Raw genomic sequence first — 18,046 nt, 5'->3', positions numbered from 1 at the left:
GGAGATGACTGGGATGAGGCAGCGCGCCTCGGCATCCAAAATACCAGGGAGCAAGATCAAGACAGCGCTGCACGCGGCAGGCGAATTGAGCTAGGCAGGAGAGAGCTTCATCCAACCTTCGCTTCGAGGATTCGGCCTGTGACGGTGATCGACTTCTCCGCCTTCATCGGACGGCTCGCCACCGCCTCCGGCGAAACCATCCTGCCGTTCTTCCGCACCTCGCTGTCGATCGACGACAAGAGCAAGACCAAGGATTTCGACCCCGTGACGGAGGCCGACCGCGCCGCGGAGGCGGTGATGCGGCGGCTGATCAAGGCCAACTTCCCCCAGCACGGCATCGTCGGCGAGGAATTCGGCAACGAGCGCGAGGACGCCGACTACGTCTGGGTGCTCGACCCCATCGACGGCACCAAATCCTTCATCGGCGGCTTTCCGATCTGGGGCACGCTGATCGCGCTCTTGCACAAGGGCACACCGGTGTTCGGCATGATGCACCAGCCCTTCATCGGCGAGCGCTTTTCCGGCGACAACGGTTCGGCCAACTATAAAGGGCCCTCCGGCGAGCGTCGGCTCCAGGTCCGCCGCTGCGCTTCGCTGTCGGAAGCCACGACCTACACCACCAGCCCGCTGCTGATGAACGAGAGCGACCGCGCCATCTTCGGCCGCATCGAGCGGGGCGCGCGGCTGTCGCGCTATGGCGGCGACTGCTACTCCTATTGCATGCTGGCGGCCGGCCACGTCGACCTCGTGGTCGAGACCGAGTTGAAGTCCTACGACATCGCAGCGCTGATCCCGATCGTGACCGGCGCCGGCGGCGTCGTCACGACGTGGGAAGGTAAGCCGGCCCAGGGCGGCGGCCGCATCATCGCGGCCGGCGACGCGCGGGTTCACGAGGAAGCCCTGAGGCTCTTGAACCAGTAGCGAGCGGGCGGAGGGCTTGCATGACCGACGCGGGAGCGGAGACGGCGAAGTAGGTGGTTCTTACCCTCCCCTTGCGGGAGGGTAAGAGTCTCCTCACACCGCCTCTGCTCGCAAATGCTCCACCAGCATCTTGGCCGGCTTTGGCAGCGCCTTGAAGCTGCGCGCGCAGATCACGAGGCGGCGGTTGGCCCAATTGTCGCGCAGGCGGACCATGGCGAGTGGCATGGTCTTGGCGCAGCGGCGGGCGGCGGCTTCGGGCACCAGCGCCACGCCGACATCGGCGGCGACCATCTGGCAGATCGCGTCGAAGTCGCGCAGGCGCGCGCGGAAATGCGGGCGCATGCCGAGCCGCGCGGCGTGCTTCGAGATGTGCATCTGGAGCGCGGTGGCGCTGGTGAGCCCGACGAACTCGCAAGCCGCGGCCTCCTGGAAATCGATCTGGCGGCGGCCGGCGAACGGGCCGCGGCGCGAGGTCACCAGCGTCAGGCGATCCTCGCTGAAGGGGAAGCGTTCGATATGGTCCGGCAGCGCGTGCTCGGCGGCAAAGCCGAGATCGGCGGCACCGGCGGTGATGGCGGCGGCGATATCGGTGCTCTCGCGCTCCTCGATGTCGATGGCGACGTCGCGATGCTCGCGCAGGAAACCGGCGAGCGCCTTCGGCAGATGCTCCGACAGGCCCGACGTGTTGGCGAGGAAGTGCACGCTGGCGCGCACGCCGCTGGCAAAGCCGGCGAGATCGCCGCGCATGGCGTCGATCTGGTGAATCACGAGCCTGGCATGATCGAGCAGGCTCTCGCCGGCCGCGGTCAACTCGACGCCGCGGCGCCCGCGCTTGAGCAGTGCGACGCCGAGCGCATCCTCCAGCCCCTTGATGCGCGCGCTGGCCGAGGCCAGAGCGAGATGCGACCGCTCCGCACCGCGGGTGATGCTGCGCTGGTCGGCAACCGCGATGAAGAGCTGGAGGTCGACGAGGTCGAAGCGCATGAGATGTCTCCTCAGCCTTCGTTTGTAGCGAAGGCTCTCTCCGTAACCTCCAGATTGTGCCTGATCGCGGTATCGGTCAATGTGCAGATATGATCGACCCGATGCTCATCCTCATCGCCGCCGTCTTCCTGCTTGCCGGATTCGTCAAGGGCGTGGTCGGGCTCGGCCTGCCGACGGTGTCCATGGGCCTGCTCGCCGTGAGCATGGCCCCGAGCCGCGCCATCGCCATCGTGATCGTGCCGGCCATCATCACCAACATCTGGCAGACCTTCGTCGGCCCGTATTTGCGCGACATCCTGCGGCGGCTGTGGCCGCTGATGATCGGCACCGTGATCGGCTGCTGGCTCAATGCCGGCGCGCTGACCGGGCCCCATGCGCGCTACGGCACGATCGTGCTCGGCGCCCTGCTCGTCGTCTATGCCGTGATCGGGCTGAACAAGTTCCACTTCCGCGTCGCGCCCGGAAACGAGAAATGGGTCGGCGGCGTGGTTGGCGTCATCACCGGCGTGATCTCGGCCTCGACCGGCGTGCAGGTGATTCCCTCGATGCCGTTCATGCAGGCGATCGGCATGGAGAAGGACGAGCTGGTGCAGGCGCTCGGCGTGTTTTTCACCACCGCAACGCTGGCGCTCGCCTTCAACCTGAGCGCGGTCGGATTGCTGACCCCGGCCAATGCCGTGCCGGGCGCCGTGGGCCTTGCCATGGCCTTTGCCGGCATGTTCATCGGCCAGTCGGTGCGGGCGCGGATGCCGGCCGAAGCGTTTCGCCGCTGGTTCCTGATCGCGATGATCTTGCTCGGTCTCTATCTCGCCGGCAGCGCGCTGGCGAAGGAGTTCGCCTGAACGAGTTACCGCGTCTCTAGCATGGCGACGCGGATGCCGAGATAGACAAAGAGGCCGCCCAGCGCGCGATTGACCCAGGCGATCGCCCCCTCGGACCGACGCAGCCGGTGCGCGGCCTTGGCCGCGAATGCGGCGAGCACCAGGCACCACAACGTCCCCGTAAAGATGAAGATCAGGCCGAGCGTCAGGAAGGCGAGCGGCTTGTGCGGCGCATCGGCTGCGACGAATTGCGGCAGGAAGGCCAGGAAGAACAGCGCGACCTTGGGATTGAGCGCGTTGGTGAAGACGCCCTGGAGGAAGACCTGCCGCAACGAGCTCCGCACCGGCGCGTCGACGCTTGAGGCCAGCACCGGGCGCGACCACAGCATCTGGAGGCCGGTCACGACCAGATAGGCCGCGCCGACCAGCTTCAGGATCGAGAAGGCGGTGGACGAGGCCATCAGCAGGGCCGAAAGACCGACCGCCGCGCCCGCGACATGGACAAAACAGCCGCAACTGATGCCCAAGGCGGCAGCGGCGCCGCCTCGCCAGCCCATCTGCATGCTGCGGCCGATCACATAGACCGAATCCGGCCCCGGCGTGATGTTGAGCAGCACGCCCGACAGGATGAAAAGCCCGATCTCGTGAATGCCCAGCATGCAAGCTGCCTCCCGCCGCCCCGTCCGGGCGGTCCTGGTTCCGCTTAGTCGGTTCGCCCGTCCCCGTCCACCGCCGGGATTGCTTGGGATTTACCTCGAATTTGCAATGCGGATCCTGCTTCCGCTGGGCCTCATCTGCTTTATAAAGGCAGGGTTCTTGAAATGCGGGATTCGAGGCGACTGCCACGCCGTGGCCGGTCCCCTATCCTTTGGAGCTTCGCGGATATGGAAAGACGTCTGGCCGCCATCGTCTGCGCCGATGTCGCCGGCTATTCGCGCATGATGGGCAGCGACGAGGCCGGCACCCACGCCGCCTTCAAGGCCCATCGCAGCGCGATCCATCCCATCATCCTCAATCACGGCGGCCGCGTCGTGAAGAACACCGGCGATGGCTTCCTGCTCGAGTTCCCCTCCATCGTCGGCGCCACCGAGGCTTCGATCGCGATGCAGACGCTGATGGCGGAGCGCAACCACCATCTGCCGGCCGACCGCGCCATGCAGTTCCGGCTCGGCATCCACATGGGCGACGTCATCGCCGATGAGGACGAGGTTTTCGGTGACGACGTCAACATTGCCGTCCGCCTGGAATCGGTGGCGAGCCCCGGCGGCTTCGCGATCTCGGCCAAGGCCTACCGGGAGGCAAGCAAGCATCTCACCGTGCCGCTGACCGATGCCGGCAACCATCGCTTCAAGAACATCAAGGATGCGATCGGGGTCTGGACCTGGACGCCCGAGGGCGCGCCGGCGCTTGCCCCCGAGCTCCGGGAGGCTTCCACGCTGTCGCAGCAGTACCGCACCGCGATCGTCGGCGTGCTGCCCTTTGCCAATCTCAGCGACGCCCAGGACGAATATTTCTCCGATGGCCTCACCGAGGACCTGATCCACGCGCTGTCGCTGCAATCCTTCTATCGGGTGCTGAGCCGCAACTCGACGTTCGCCTTCAAGGGCAAGAACACGAGCACGCGGCTGATCGCGCGCGAGATCGACGCCACCTATCTGATCCAGGGCTCGGTGCGGCGCGCCGGCGCCAAGATCCGCGTCACCGCCGAGCTGATCGCGCCGGAGACCGGCGAGCAGCTCTGGACCGGCCGCTACGACCGCGACATCGGCGATTTGTTCGCGATGCAGGACGAGATCACGACCAACCTGTCCGCCGCCATCGCCACCGAGATCGTCCGTGCCGAGGCCTCGGCTCCGGCGCGGCTCTCGACCGACGTCACCGCCTGGGACCGCTTCCTCAAGGGACTGTCGCACTACTACCGTCAGACCAAGGAGGATCTGGCCGCCGCCGTCGACCTGTTCCGCGAGGCCATCGGGCTCGATCCCAAGCTGTCGATCGCGCACGCCTATCTCGCCACGATCCAGATCCAGAGCATTCAGTTCGGCTGGGTCAAGGGCACGCGCGAGATGTGGGCCGAGGCGATGAACCTCGCCGAAACCAGCGTCCGGCTCGACCCGCGCTCCTCCTTTGCGTTCTCGATCCTGTCCTGGGCCCATGCGATGGAGGGACATCACGAGGCGGCGATGGACGCCGCCAAGCGCGCGGTCGCGCTCAACCCCTACGACAATGGCGCGCGCGGCGTGCTCGGCATCTGCCATTTCATGATCGGCGAGCACCGCGAGGCGATCGAGCTGTTCTCGATGGCCGCGCAACGCGACAACAGCGACCCGCGCTACCAATGGGCGGCGCTGAACGCCTTCAGCCATTATCTTCTGCGCCAATATGACGCGACCCTGTCATGGGCCCGCGAGCAGCTCTACATCAACCCGAATCACATGCAGGCGCTGGCGATCCGCGCCGCGGCGCTGGCGCAACTGGGGCGAAGCGACGAGGCGAGCGAAGCCGCCCGCGTGCTGATGGCAAACTATCCAGCGCTGAACGTCGACAGGCACTTGCGCAACTTCCACTGGAAGCGGCCCGAGGACATCGCCCATTATCGCGAGGGGCTGCTGAAGGCCGGCGTGCCGCTCGGCAAGCTGACGCTGGTTCAGAGCGACCTCAAACGGGCCGCCGAGTCCTGAACGGCAGGCCGCGGTTCCTTCGCGGCAAGCTGCTTGCGCCGCTGTTGTTGACACGACAGTGAAATCAGCCACACTTCATCACACGCTGAAGTAGTATATCTGCTGTCGGTTTGTTAGGACTTTCCGCGCTTGATCGGCGCGTCCTTCTTTGCGATTCGCCGTTTTCAGGATTTGGGCCATGCATGACCCCGCTTCGAAGCCGCCCTTCGACCCCTCGATCCAGGTCTCGCCGAACAATCCCTGCCCGTTCCTGCGCGGCCTCGTCGGCGAAGGTTTTGTCGATGGCGGCACCGTCCCGCTCCGGACGCTGTCGCAGACCATCGCAAATGCGAGCGGCGAGACCGGGCTGAGGAAGACCTCGGCCCGCATCCAGGTCCGCGGCGTCGCACTGATCGCCAACGGCGCCTGTCACATCCTGCAAAGCATCTTCTGGGGCGCGCAGCTCAACACGCTGCGCGGCGGCCCGCTCGACAAGCTCGGTGCCGGCTCGCGCATCCTCGGCGTCGACGGTCGCGTCAACGAGGACGAGATTGCACGGCTTGCCAGTTTCGGCGGCACCTATGCCGATCCCGATGGCGGCGGCACCGAGACCGGGCTCAACGCCTCGCAAATCCAGACCTTCATGAAGGACAACCTCAAGCGCGCCGGCAATCAAGCGCGCTGGTACTACCCGATCCTGATGAAGTTCGAATGGCCGATCCTGCTCAAGATCATGGGCAAGGGTCAGGGCGACGACCGCTATCTCAGCGTGGCCGAGGTGAGGACATTGTTCAACGAGCGCAAATTCCCTGACAGGATCACCCAGCGGGTCGCCAGCCAGCCGGTCACCCCGCCCTCGCTGATCTTGCGCGCTGCCGGCGGACTGGTCGCCGCGCTCCTCGTCTTCGGCATCGTGGCGCTGCGCTTTCCCGATCAATTCCAGCCGATGCTGCCCGGCATCCTCGGGGACCTCGTGGCCCCGCCATTGCCCGCGCACGTCGAACCCCGGGCCGCGTACTGGCTCGAGCAGAACTGGGCGCTGGAGGACCGGCACTGGTTTCATCACGCCAGCCAGGGCACCGCGACCTTCCCGGTGCCCTATAGCTGGTTCATGGCGCTCGAGCAGCCGCGGCTTCATTTCTTCGCAAAGCCCGGGATGCTGCATGACAGCGACCATCTTCAGCGCTTCGGCTTCATCCCGAGCCCGCAAACGATCAACACCGACGACGCCACGCTGCGCCGGTTCGGCTATGCCAACGTCTACGACAAGACCAAGCCGGTGCCGGCGCGGCTCTGGAATCCGCCGGTGAACTGGGGTCCCCAGGCCGAAAACGTCGACGGCCTGCCGGTCGGCTTCGCACGCATGACCGGCGTGGCCGATCCCGCGACCGGCCAGATCGGCGAGGACCGCATCGGCCTGACCTGCGCCGCCTGCCACACCGGCCAGATCCACTACAAGGGCACCGACATCCGCTTCGACGGCGGCCCGGCGATGACCGACCTGAGGAAGCTCGAGGTCACGACCGGCCTGTCGATCGCCTACACGCTCTACGTACCGGGGCGTTTCACGCGCTTCGCCGACCGCGTGCTCGGCCCTTCCGCCAGCGATGCAGACCGCGACGCGCTGAAGCAGAAGCTGAGTGCGATCGGCACGTTCCTGGTCGACTGGGAGAAGACCTACGCGAAGACCATCGACGGCAAGACGAGGTTCAACGAGAAGACGAAGCGGGAAGAGAAGCAGCAGGACACCGAGGAAGGTTATGGCCGCCTCGATGCGCTCAACCGCATCGGCAACCAGGTCTTCTCCCAGGACATGACGCTCAGCGGCCTCAGCGGCTTCGAGAAGAATTTGCATGCCAAGGACGCGCCGGTCAGCTTCCCGCCGATCTGGACCGTACCCTGGCTCAAATACGCGCAATATGACGCTTCGATCGAACAGCCGCTGATCCGCAACGCCGGCGAAGCGCTGGGCGTGACCGCGCTGCTCAACCTGTCCGACAATACGCCCAAGGACAGGCTGTTCCGCTCGTCGATGGACGTCAAGAATCTGAACTGGATCGAGGATCTGCTGAAGGGATCGGCGCCCTATCCGAAAAAGCAGCTCTCCGGACTGACATCGCCGAAATGGCCGTCGGACATCTTCGGCGATGATGCCTGGAAGATCGATGGCGACCGCGTCAAACGTGGCCGCAAGCTCTACTCGGAGATCTGCGTCGAATGCCATCTTGGTCCGGTCAACGATCCCGTGTTCGACACCGAGTTTCCGGCCCAGAGCATCTGGTCCTCGTCACGGTGGGAAACCATCGGCGAGGACAAATTCCTGAACGAGGTCCAGAAGAGCGCCAAAGGCATGGGGACCGACCCCGCTCAGGCCAGCGTGCTGGCGACGCGCACGGTTCAGGTGCCGGGCTTTCTCAAGCTCGATCCCACGCAGAACCTCAATGCCTGGTGGAATTGCAATCTGCCGGATGTTTCTTCGACCGACATGCCATATTCGCTTGGCCTGATGGTGCTCGTCGACATCGTCGCCCGGAAGGCAATGGACGATGCCAAGATCGACCCGAAGGTTCAGCAGGCCTGGTGGGGCAAGCGCAAGAACTGCCCCAATCCCGGTCCGCAGCCGGCCGAGAAGAACGAGCCGGGGCCCTGGTATCGCGCGCGCCCGCTCGATGGCGTCTGGGCCACCGCACCTTACCTGCACAACGGATCGGTCCCCTCGCTCTACTGGATGCTGAGCCCCGCGGCCGAGCGCCCCAAATCGTTCTGCATGGGTGGTGGCCGCGACTACGATCCGAAGCAGGTCGGCTTCGCGGTCGCCGACGGCGAGAGCTGCAAGACCGGGCAGTCGCGCTTCTCGACGCGGGCGTCTGACGGCACCGAGCTGTTCGGTAACAGCAATGCCGGCCACTCGTTCGACGGTACGCCAGGCCCCGGCAAGGACGGCACCATCGGCCGCGTGCTCAAGGAGCAGGAGCGCTACGATTTGATCGAATATCTGAAGACGCTGTAGGGCGACCGGAATTCGCCGTCGTCATGGCCGGGCTTGTCCCGGCCATCCACGTCTTGCTGCGCGGCGCGAAGAACGTGGATGCCAGGGCCTTCGCCTCGCCGAAGCGGCTTCGGCCGCGCAGGCGGGACAAGCCCGGGCATGACGAGTTTGTGGCTCGATCCCTCGCTCAAGCCCTCACTTGAACAGCGGCGTGCCCGGCACGAAGGCGTCGAAGGCGGCCCAGAACTGGGAGCGGTAGCGGTCCTGCTCCTGGAGGATCTCATGCTTGGAGCCGGCGATCACGAGGTGTGAACCGGCGCGCAAGTGATAGGCGAACTCCTCGATCGCCGCGGTCGAGACCACGGTGTCGTTGGACGCCGCCAGCATCAGGATCGGCTGGCGGATCTGAGAGGGATAGTTCACGCGCTTGAAGGTGTGCATGGCGCGGAAGGCGGTATCGGCCCAGGCGACCGTCGGCGACGCCAGTCCGAGCGTCGGGTCTTCCTCCAGGATCGCGGCATTGCGCGCATAGCGCACCGGATCGCTGGTCAGGGGATTGTTGATGAAGGGATCGAGCCCGGTGAGGCGGTTGCTGCCGCCGGGAACGTAACGGCCGCCCTGCCCGAGCAGGCGCATCGTCTTGAGCAGCGCACGCACCGGGAACGAGGTGGTGCGCCCGGGCAGGTCGATCATCGGCGCCGACAGCACCATGCGGTCGAACCAGCGCTTGCCGGCATGCGCCACCCGCAGCAGCACCGTGCCGCCCATGGAGTGGGCGAGCGCGAAGAACGGCGGCGGACAATCCGGCAGCACCACCTGCTGCACGAAGGTCTCGACGTCGATCTCGAAATCGGCGAAGTCGCGCACATAGCCCTTGCGCGGATCGCGCAGGCGGCGCGACGAGTGGCCCTGCCCGCGCCAGTCGATCATCGCCACCGCGAAGCCGCGGTCGCGCAGGTCGCGCACGGTCTCGAAATATTTCTCGATCTGCTCGCTGCGCCCGGTGAAGACGCAGACGGTGCCCTTGCGGTTCGCCGGCGGCGCCCACCGCGCAAAGCGCAGCTCGGCGCCGTCGGGTGTCTTGATGGTGCCGCTGACGACGTTTTCGGGAACGGGATTGGACGGGATCGAGACCAGCGTCATAGGCGGGAAGTACTGCAAATCAAGGGGCTAAAGCGCCGAAAAGGCGCAAATGCCGCCCTCTTGAACGCCGTCTCGTTCCACCCATATCACCTTCGTGCAGGCCGCTACCAGTGTTTCGGAACCGGAACATCAGGCTGCACACAGAGATGAGCCCGGCCCGATGGCGGGCGGGTTACCTAAACAGTCGCTCAATGGAGGACTTGACCATGCGTACCTACGATCTCACTCCGTTTTATCGTTCCACCGTCGGCTTCGACCGCCTCTTCAACCTGCTCGACCAGGCCAGCTCGGACGGCAGCCCCGGTTATCCCCCCTACAACATCGAGCGCACCGGCGAGAACGCCTACCGCATCACCGTCGCGGTCTCGGGCTTTGCCAAAGACGAGCTCTCCATCGTCGCGAAGGAAAACACGCTGACGATCAAGGGCGAGAAAGTCGCAGGCGAGAACTCGAAGTCCGAAGTGCTCTACCGCGGCATCGCCGCGCGTGCGTTCGAGCGCGCCTTCCAGCTTGCCGATTTCGTGCAGGTGAAGGACGCCTCGCTCGAGAACGGGCTGCTTCACGTCGACCTCGTCCGCGAGATTCCCGAGGCCAAGAAGCCGCGCCAGATCGCGATCAACGCCAGCGCAAAGGCGCAGGTGATCGAGAGCTCGGCCGCGCAAGCCGCCTAAGCCAAGCGACTTCCAGGTTGCAAGAACGCCCCGGTGCCCCGGGGCGTTTTTCGTTTTACATCGCATCACAGAGCGCATGAACGCCACCACGGGCGCCTGAGCATTCCAGGCGCCTTTTGTTTGCTCAGCTCTCTCCGCGATGTCGTCCCTGCGAACGGACGCCTTCGCGGGGACGACAGCGAGGGTGTGATGGGCACTGTCGCGCCAAACTCGCAGCGCTAATCCAGCCCCTGCACGGCCGGCATCTCCTGTGTCGGCAGAATCGTCGGCGCAGGCTTGGCCTGACCAACTGTGGGTGCAGCGGCCTCGGCCGGCTTCGCCTGCACAGCGGCGGCTTGCTGCGCGGGCTGGGCCTGCGCTGCCTGGGCCTGCTGCGCCGCCGGCTCGGCCGGCTTTGCCGCAGCGACCGGCGTCTCGCCGCGCCGCGGGGCGGCCTTGGGCAGCGGCACGGCGCGGCTTGCCACATGCGGGATCGACGCCGGCGGGCGCGGGGGACCGCTGCGGATCACGGTCGGCGACGGCAGCGCGCTTTGCGGCCCGTAAGGCGCGACCGCGCGGTCGTCATAGGCGGGTGCCATGCCATAGGCGTCGGCGGCGGGCATGAAGCGGATGATCCGCCCGTCGCGGGCGTCGATCACCAGCCGGCCATCGTCGCCGCGATGGTCGATCACCGCGATGGTGTAGACGTTGCCGCGCAGGCGTGGGATGCCGAGCGGCGAGAAGCCGTTTTCGCGCAGCACCGCGTAAACCTCCGTTGACGGCAACAGGACTTGCGCCGGACCGCGTTCCTCGTAGCCGTAGCCATAACCGTAACGCGGCGGCGGGGCGGCCTCCGGCGGCGCGTAGGGTCCGTCGAAATCCGACACCGCGATAACGGCCCCTCTCGCGATACCGCTCGCGGGAACCTGGGCGTGCACCGCACTCGCAGCCAGCGCCAGCGCGGCGGCCGCCACACATCCTGTGAAAAACTTCATGATCGAGACGCTCCTGTCAGGCCCTCCGGTGGCCGCCCTCTTTCGCTTCTTGCGGCGTGGCGCGCCTTCCGAAGGGTTAATCCGAAGCTTCATTCGGGATTTCGGCGCCGGCGGGGCCGGATCAGGGCGCGTTTGCTTCAAAACCGGGGCTGCGCAACTTTTGGAAAGCGATTGATTGACTTATCGGGAATCGGGACTTTCGCGCGCTTGTGTGCTAGACAAAAATTTGGCAAGGTGATGGTTAGGACAGGAAGACTGTCTCAATTTTGCTTGCGGTTCCGGCACAGGGATTGCAGCGAAAGCTGGTGCTTCCGAGCACCATAAGGCAACGGGCAAAGCCGTTCTCGGGGACGAAGAACGCCTGGGCCTGAATTTAAGAAAATGCGGCTCGCAGCGGACGAGCGGTGGCCCAGGAGCGGGTGCCGCGGGACGCCCAAGGTGCGCCGAAGGTGGCGGTGAGGCAGCTTGCCGCATGGAGAGGATAGGAACAATGAACGGGTCGCAATTCGAGCGCGCAAACATCGTGGCAGAAGAGCTGTCGGCGACGGTCGCCTCGAAAACGACCGATCCGATTCAGGAGCACAATTCGCGGCCCAAAGCCGAGGGCCTCTACGATCCGAGCCTGGAGAAGGACTCCTGCGGCGTCGGCTTCATCGCCAACATAAAGGGCAAGAAGTCGCACGAGATCGTCTCGGACGCGCTGAGCATCCTCTGCAACCTCGAGCACCGCGGCGCCGTCGGCGCCGACCCGCGCGCCGGTGACGGCGCCGGCATCCTGGTGCAGATCCCGCACGCCTTCTTCAGCCGCAAGGCGAAGGAACTCGGCTTCGCGCTGCCGGCGCCGGGCGAATACGCCATCGGCGCGCTGTTCATGCCGCGCGACACCGCCTGGCGCAACGTCATCAAGAGCATCATCGCCGACCAGATCAAGGAAGAGGGTCTGACCCTGCTGGGCTGGCGCGACGTGCCGACCGACAATTCCTCGCTCGGCGTCACCGTGAAGCCGACCGAGCCCGCCTGCATGCAGGTGTTCATCGGCCGCAACGGCACCGCCAAGACCGAGGACGAGTTCGAGCGCCGGCTCTACATCCTGCGCAAGTCGATCTCGCAGGCGATCTACCAGCGCCGCGACCGCGGCCTCGCCGGCTATTACCCCTGCTCGATGTCCTGCCGCACCGTGATCTACAAGGGCATGTTTCTCGCCGACCAGCTCGGCAAGTACTACCCCGACCTGCACGAGAAGGATTTCGAGAGCGCGCTCGCCCTCGTTCACCAGCGCTTCTCGACCAACACCTTCCCGGCCTGGTCGCTGGCGCACCCGTACCGCATGATCGCGCATAATGGCGAGATCAACACGCTGCGCGGCAACACCAACTGGATGGCGGCGCGCCAGGCCTCGGTGAGCTCCGAGCTCTACGGCAAGGACATCAACCGGCTCTGGCCGATCTCCTACGAAGGCCAGTCGGACACCGCCTGTTTCGACAACGCGCTCGAATTCCTGGTGCAGGGCGGCTACTCGCTGCCGCACGCCGTGATGATGATGATTCCGGAGGCATGGGCCGGCAATCCCTTGATGGATGAGAAGCGCCGCGCCTTCTACGAATATCATGCCGCGCTGATGGAGCCGTGGGACGGCCCCGCCGCGATCGCCTTCACCGACGGCCGCCAGATCGGCGCCACGCTCGACCGCAATGGATTGCGGCCGGCGCGCTATCTCGTCACCAAGGACGACCGCATCGTGATGGCGTCGGAGATGGGCGTGCTGACCATCCCCGAGGACCAGATCATCACCAAGTGGCGCCTGCAGCCCGGCAAGATGCTGCTGGTCGACCTCGAGCAGGGCCGCCTGATCCCGGACGACGAGATCAAGGCCGAGCTCGCCAGGAGCCATCCCTACAAGGAGTGGCTGGAGCGGACCCAGATCGTGCTGGAAGAGCTGCCGAAGGTTCCGACCACCGGCGTGCGCTCCAACCTGTCGCTGCTCGATCGCCAGCAGGCGTTCGGCTACAGCCAGGAAGACATCGCCATCCTGATGACGCCGATGGCGGCCACCGGCGAGGAAGCCGCGGGCTCGATGGGCAACGACACGCCGATCTCGGCGCTGTCGGACAAGGCCAAGCCGCTGTTCACCTATTTCAAGCAGAACTTCGCGCAGGTCACCAACCCGCCGATCGACCCGATCCGCGAGGAGCTGGTGATGAGCCTCGTCTCCATCATCGGACCGCGGCCGAACCTGTTCGACCTGCAGGGCATGGCCACGACCAAGCGCCTCGAAGTGCGCCAGCCGATCCTGACCGACGCGGACCTCGAGAAGATCCGCTCGATCTCGGAGGTGGCCGATTCGCACTTCAAGTCGCGCACGCTGGACACCACGTTCCACGCCGGCCTCGGCGCGGCGGGCATGGACCAGGTGCTCGACGAGCTCTGCGCGCGCGCGGAAAGCGCGGTGCGCGAGGGCGTCAACATCATCATCCTGTCCGACCGCATGGTCGGCACCGACCGGGTGCCGATCCCGGCACTGCTGGCCTGCGCCGCCGTGCATCATCATCTGATCCGCGTCGGACTGCGCACCTCGGTCGGTCTCGTCGTCGAATCCGGCGAGCCGCGCGAAGTGCATCACTTCGCCTGCCTGGCCGGCTACGGCGCCGAAGCGATCAATCCTTACCTCGCGTTCGAGACCATCATCGCGATGAAGGACCGCCTGCCCAGCTCGCTCGACGACTACGAGATCGTCAAGCGCTACATCAAGTCGATCGGCAAGGGGCTTCTGAAGGTGATGTCCAAGATGGGCATCTCGACCTACCAGTCCTACTGCGGCGCGCAGATCTTCGACGCCGTCGGTCTCAAGGCCGATTTCGTCGCCAAGTTCTTCGCGGGCACGCACACGCGCGTCGAGGGCGTCGGTCTCGCCGAGATCGCGGAAGAGGCCGTGCGCCGCCATGCCGACGCGTTCGGCGAGGCGCAGGTCTACAAGAGCGCGCTCGACGTCGGCGGCGAATATGCCTATCGCAGCCGCGGCGAGGACCATGCCTGGACCGCCGAGTCGGTCGGCCTCCTCCAGCATGCCGCCCGCGGCAATTCGCTGGAGCGCTATCGCGCCTTCGCCAAGATCCTCAACGAGCAGTCGGAGCGTCTTTTGACGCTGCGCGGCCTGTTCCGGATCAAGAACGCGGAGGAAGAGAAGCGCAAGCCAATCCCGCTCGACCAGGTCGAGCCGGCCAAGGACATCGTCAAGCGCTTCGCCACCGGTGCGATGAGCTTCGGCTCGATCTCGCGCGAGGCGCACACCACGCTCGCCATCGCCATGAACCGGATCGGCGGCAAGTCGAACACCGGCGAAGGCGGCGAGGAAGCCGACCGCTTCAAGCCGATGCCGAACGGCGATTCCATGCGTTCGGCGATCAAGCAGGTCGCCTCGGGCCGCTTCGGCGTCACCACGGAGTATCTCGTCAACTCCGACATGATGCAGATCAAGATGGCGCAGGGTGCCAAGCCCGGCGAAGGCGGCCAGCTGCCCGGCCACAAGGTCGACGCGACCATCGCAAGAGTCCGGCACTCGACGCCGGGCGTCGGCCTGATCTCGCCGCCGCCGCACCACGACATCTACTCGATCGAGGACCTGGCGCAGCTGATCTACGACCTCAAGAACGTCAACCCGACGGGCGACGTCTCGGTCAAGCTCGTCTCCGAGATCGGCGTCGGCACGGTGGCCGCGGGCGTTGCCAAGGCCCGCGCCGACCATGTCACGATCGCGGGCTTCGAGGGCGGCACGGGCGCATCGCCCCTGACCTCGATCAAGCACGCCGGCTCGCCGTGGGAGATTGGGCTAGCCGAGACCCACCAGACGCTGGTGCGCGAGCGGCTGCGCAGCCGCATCGTGGTCCAGGTCGACGGCGGCTTCCGCACCGGACGTGACGTCGTGATCGGCGCCCTCCTCGGGGCCGACGAGTTCGGCTTTGCCACCGCGCCGCTGATCGCGGCCGGCTGCATCATGATGCGCAAGTGCCATCTCAACACCTGCCCGGTCGGCGTCGCGACCCAGGACCCGGTGCTGCGCAAGCGCTTCACCGGCCAGCCCGAGCACGTGATCAACTACTTCTTCTTCGTCGCAGAAGAGGTCCGCGAGATCATGGCGAGCCTCGGCTTCCGCACCTTCAACGAGATGGTCGGCCAGGTGCAGCTGCTCGACCAGACCCGTCTGGTCGCGCACTGGAAGGCCAAGGGGCTCGACTTCTCGAAGCTGTTCGTCAAGCAGAAGGAAGAGAAGGGCCAGAAGATCTATCACTCCGAGCGCCAGAACCATCATCTGGAGGCGGTGCTCGACCGCTCGCTGATCGAGCAGGCGACGCCTGCGCTCGACCGCGGCGCGCCGGTGAAGATCGAGGCCGCGATCAACAGCACCAACCGCTCTGCGGGTGCGATGCTGTCGGGCGCGGTCGCCAAGATCTACGGCCATGCCGGCCTGCCGCAGGACACTATCCATGTCAGCCTCAAGGGCACTGCCGGCCAGGCCTTCGGCGCGTGGCTTGCCAATGGCGTCACCTTCGAGCTCGAAGGTGAAGGCAACGACTATGTCGGCAAGGGCCTCTCGGGCGGCAAGATCATCGTCAAGCCGCCGAAGAACTCCGCGATCGTGCCGGAAGAATCGATCATCGTCGGCAACACCGTGATGTACGGCGCGATCCAGGGCGAATGCTACTTCCGCGGCATCGCCGGCGAACGTTTTGCCGTGCGCAATTCCGGTGCCGTGGCGGTGGTCGAGGGCGCGGGCGATCATTGCTGCGAATACATGACCGGCGGCATCGTGGTCGTGCTCGGCAAGACCGGGCGCAACTTCGCGGCCGGCATGTCGGGCGGCATCGCCTATGTGCTGGACGAGGCCGGCGACTTCGACAAGCTGTGCAACCTCAGCATGGTCGAGCTCGAGCCGGTGCTGTCGGAGGAGATGATCAACGCCGACACCTATCACGCCTCCGGTGACCTCGAGGCGCATGGCCGGGTCGACGTGTTCAACAACCTGCTCGCCTCCGACGTCGAGCGGCTGCACGTGCTGATCACGCGCCACGCCAAGGCAACCGGCTCCAAGCGCGCCACTGAGATCCTCGCCAATTGGAAGGAATGGCTGCCCAAATTCCGCAAGGTGATGCCGGTCGAGTACCGGCGCGCGCTGCGCGAACTGGCCGCCAACGCGGACGCCGAGCCGAAAATCGCGATCGGGGCGTAAGAAGAAGCCCTCATGGTGAGGAGGTGCGTAGCGCCGTCTCGAACCATGAGGTCACCATCCGGGCCTCTATCCTTCGAGACGCGGCGCAAAGGGTGCGCCGCTCCTCAGGATGAGGAGTGAGAGAACAAACGACTAAGCGGCAGGGACTTCGGGTTTAATGGGCAAGATCACGGGTTTTCTGGAAATCGAACGGCACGATCGCAAGTACACCCCGGTCGCCGAGCGCGTGAAGCATTACAAGGAATTCGTCGTTCCGCTCTCCGAGAAGGAGGTGCGCGACCAGGCCGCGCGCTGCATGAACTGCGGCATTCCCTATTGCCACGGCACCGGCTCGGTCGCGCCCGGCACGCCCGGCTGCCCGGTCAACAACCAGATCCCCGACTGGAACGACCTCGTCTACCAGGGCAATTGGGAAGAAGCCTCGCGCAACCTGCACTCGACCAACAATTTCCCGGAGTTCACGGGGCGCATCTGCCCGGCGCCGTGCGAAGCGTCCTGCACGCTCAACATCGACGACAACCCCGTCACCATCAAGACCATCGAATGCGCGATCGTCGACCGCGCCTGGGACAATGGCTGGCTGAAGCCGGAAGTGGCCGCGGAGAAGACCGGCAAGAAGGTCGCCGTGATCGGCTCGGGCCCGGCCGGCATGGCCTGCGCGCAGCAGCTCGCCCGCGCCGGCCACGACGTGCATCTGTTCGAGAAATACGCCAAGGCCGGCGGCCTGCTGCGCTACGGCATCCCCGACTTCAAGATGGAGAAGGGCGTCATCGACCGCCGCGTGGCGCAGATGGAAGCCGAAGGCGTCACCTTCCACTACAACAGCCATGTCGGCGCCGAAGGCAATGTCGATCCGCGCGAGCTGCTCAACGAGTATGACGCCGTGGCGCTGACCGGCGGCGCGGAAGCCCCGCGCGACCTGCCGATCCCCGGCCGCGACCTCGCCGGCATCCACTACGCCATGGACTTCCTGCCGCAGCAGAACCGCCGCGTCTCCGAGGAGCCGCTCGGCGGCGTCCAGGAGATTTTGGCCGGCGGCAAGCATGTCGTCGTCATCGGCGGCGGCGACACCGGCTCGGACTGCATCGGCACCTCGCTGCGCCAGGGCGCGCTGTCGGTGACCCAGCTCGAGATCATGCCCGCCCCGCCCGAGCGCGAGAACAAGGGCCTGACCTGGCCGAACTGGCCGCTGAAGATGCGCACCTCCTCCAGCCAGGCCGAAGGCGCGATCCGCGAATACGCCGTGCTGACGCAGAAGTTCACGGGCGAGAACGGCCAGGTCAAGAAGCTGCACTGCGTGCGCGTCGACGACAAGTTCAAGCCGATCGCCGGCACCGAGTTCGAGCTCGACGCCGAGCTCGTCCTGCTCGCGATGGGCTTCGTCCATCCCGTGCACGAGGGCCTCCTGAAGACGCTCGCGGTCGAGCTCGACCCGCGCGGCAACGTCAAGGCCAACACGCTCGACTATCAGACCTCGCGCCCCAACGTGTTCACCGCCGGCGACATGCGCCGCGGCCAGTCGCTGGTGGTCTGGGCGATCCGCGAGGGCCGGCTGTGCGCAAGGTCGATCGACACGTTCCTGATGGGGAAGACGGATCTGCCGCGCTGAGTTTTTTGCTCCGCCGCCAAATCAGCAAACGGTGTCATCGCCCGGCTTGA

Annotated in this window: 11 protein-coding genes; 7 read left to right on the top strand and 4 right to left on the bottom strand. The window is 65.8% G+C overall.

What is annotated here, in order from left to right; genetic code table 11:
* Positions 1-138: 138 nt before the first annotated feature.
* Entirely contained in the window at positions 139-921 is a 783-nt protein-coding gene (hisN, locus tag JQ566_RS28170; RefSeq protein WP_100234159.1) for a histidinol-phosphatase, read from the top strand.
* A 93-nt stretch (positions 922-1,014) separates the two neighbouring features.
* Here hisN and JQ566_RS28165 read toward each other — a convergent pair whose 3' ends face one another.
* Positions 1,015-1,905 (bottom strand): LysR substrate-binding domain-containing protein, encoded by an 891-nt coding sequence (locus JQ566_RS28165; protein WP_212378476.1) that lies wholly within the window; start codon positions 1,903-1,905, stop codon positions 1,015-1,017.
* Positions 1,906-1,994: 89 nt separating this feature from the next.
* Between JQ566_RS28165 and JQ566_RS28160 the strand changes: the two genes are divergently transcribed.
* Positions 1,995-2,747, top strand: coding sequence for a sulfite exporter TauE/SafE family protein (locus tag JQ566_RS28160; RefSeq protein WP_212378474.1), 753 nt, complete (start codon positions 1,995-1,997; stop codon positions 2,745-2,747).
* A gap of 5 nt (positions 2,748-2,752) precedes the next feature.
* Here JQ566_RS28160 and JQ566_RS28155 read toward each other — a convergent pair whose 3' ends face one another.
* Positions 2,753-3,385 carry a LysE family translocator gene (locus JQ566_RS28155; protein ID WP_212378472.1) on the bottom strand — a complete coding sequence of 211 codons (633 nt, stop codon included), beginning with the start codon at positions 3,383-3,385 and terminating at the stop codon, positions 2,753-2,755.
* Positions 3,386-3,610: 225 nt separating this feature from the next.
* On the opposite strand from JQ566_RS28155, the gene JQ566_RS28150 reads away from it, so the two are divergent.
* Positions 3,611-5,407: an adenylate/guanylate cyclase domain-containing protein gene (locus JQ566_RS28150; protein ID WP_212378470.1), complete on the top strand. Its 1,797-nt coding sequence runs from the start codon at positions 3,611-3,613 to the stop codon at positions 5,405-5,407.
* Positions 5,408-5,585: 178 nt separating this feature from the next.
* Positions 5,586-8,396: a di-heme-cytochrome C peroxidase gene (locus JQ566_RS28145; protein ID WP_212378468.1), complete on the top strand. Its 2,811-nt coding sequence runs from the start codon at positions 5,586-5,588 to the stop codon at positions 8,394-8,396.
* Positions 8,397-8,570: 174 nt separating this feature from the next.
* On the opposite strand, the gene JQ566_RS28140 is transcribed toward JQ566_RS28145, so the two are convergent.
* A complete protein-coding gene (locus tag JQ566_RS28140) occupies positions 8,571-9,518 on the bottom strand; it encodes an alpha/beta fold hydrolase (RefSeq protein ID WP_212378466.1) in 948 nt (315 codons plus the stop codon).
* Positions 9,519-9,724: 206 nt separating this feature from the next.
* Here JQ566_RS28140 and JQ566_RS28135 point away from each other — a divergent pair, with 206 nt between their 5' ends.
* Complete coding sequence (locus JQ566_RS28135) at positions 9,725-10,189, top strand: Hsp20 family protein (RefSeq protein WP_212378464.1); 465 nt, start codon at positions 9,725-9,727, stop codon at positions 10,187-10,189.
* Positions 10,190-10,407: 218 nt separating this feature from the next.
* Here the strand turns inward: JQ566_RS28135 and JQ566_RS28130 are convergent, their stop codons facing one another.
* On the bottom strand, positions 10,408-11,163 hold the full coding sequence (locus tag JQ566_RS28130) for a hypothetical protein (protein ID WP_212378461.1): 756 nt from the start codon (positions 11,161-11,163) through the stop codon (positions 10,408-10,410).
* A gap of 490 nt (positions 11,164-11,653) precedes the next feature.
* Here JQ566_RS28130 and gltB point away from each other — a divergent pair, with 490 nt between their 5' ends.
* Together gltB and JQ566_RS28120 are read left to right on the top strand one after the other, a co-directional pair.
* Complete coding sequence (gene gltB / locus JQ566_RS28125; RefSeq protein WP_212378460.1) at positions 11,654-16,387, top strand: glutamate synthase large subunit; 4,734 nt, start codon at positions 11,654-11,656, stop codon at positions 16,385-16,387.
* Between the two features lie 157 nt (positions 16,388-16,544).
* Positions 16,545-17,996, top strand: coding sequence for a glutamate synthase subunit beta (locus tag JQ566_RS28120; RefSeq protein ID WP_212378457.1), 1,452 nt, complete (start codon positions 16,545-16,547; stop codon positions 17,994-17,996).
* Positions 17,997-18,046 lie beyond the last annotated feature (50 nt).

Origin of the sequence: Bradyrhizobium sp. SZCCT0231 (assembly GCF_018130245.1) — a bacterium.
GTDB classification, from domain to species: Bacteria; Pseudomonadota; Alphaproteobacteria; order Rhizobiales; family Xanthobacteraceae; genus Bradyrhizobium; species Bradyrhizobium japonicum_F.
Note: the sequence above shows the minus strand (reverse complement) of the source record. Positions and strands in the feature narration are given on the sequence as shown.

Bases quoted from the DNA above. Each gene is read 5' to 3' on its own strand.
- JQ566_RS28150 (WP_212378470.1), top strand. From the start codon at position 3,611: ATGGAAAGACGTCTGGCCGCCATCGTCTGCGCCGATGTCGCCGGCTAT.
- JQ566_RS28135 (WP_212378464.1), top strand. From the start codon at position 9,725: ATGCGTACCTACGATCTCACTCCGTTTTATCGTTCCACCGTCGGCTTC.
- JQ566_RS28130 (WP_212378461.1), bottom strand. From the start codon at position 11,163: ATGAAGTTTTTCACAGGATGTGTGGCGGCCGCCGCGCTGGCGCTGGCT.
- JQ566_RS28160 (WP_212378474.1), top strand. From the start codon at position 1,995: ATGATCGACCCGATGCTCATCCTCATCGCCGCCGTCTTCCTGCTTGCC.
- JQ566_RS28145 (WP_212378468.1), top strand. From the start codon at position 5,586: ATGCATGACCCCGCTTCGAAGCCGCCCTTCGACCCCTCGATCCAGGTC.
- JQ566_RS28155 (WP_212378472.1), bottom strand. From the start codon at position 3,385: ATGCTGGGCATTCACGAGATCGGGCTTTTCATCCTGTCGGGCGTGCTG.
- JQ566_RS28140 (WP_212378466.1), bottom strand. From the start codon at position 9,518: ATGACGCTGGTCTCGATCCCGTCCAATCCCGTTCCCGAAAACGTCGTC.
- gltB (WP_212378460.1), top strand. From the start codon at position 11,654: ATGAACGGGTCGCAATTCGAGCGCGCAAACATCGTGGCAGAAGAGCTG.
- JQ566_RS28120 (WP_212378457.1), top strand. From the start codon at position 16,545: ATGGGCAAGATCACGGGTTTTCTGGAAATCGAACGGCACGATCGCAAG.
- JQ566_RS28165 (WP_212378476.1), bottom strand. From the start codon at position 1,905: ATGCGCTTCGACCTCGTCGACCTCCAGCTCTTCATCGCGGTTGCCGAC.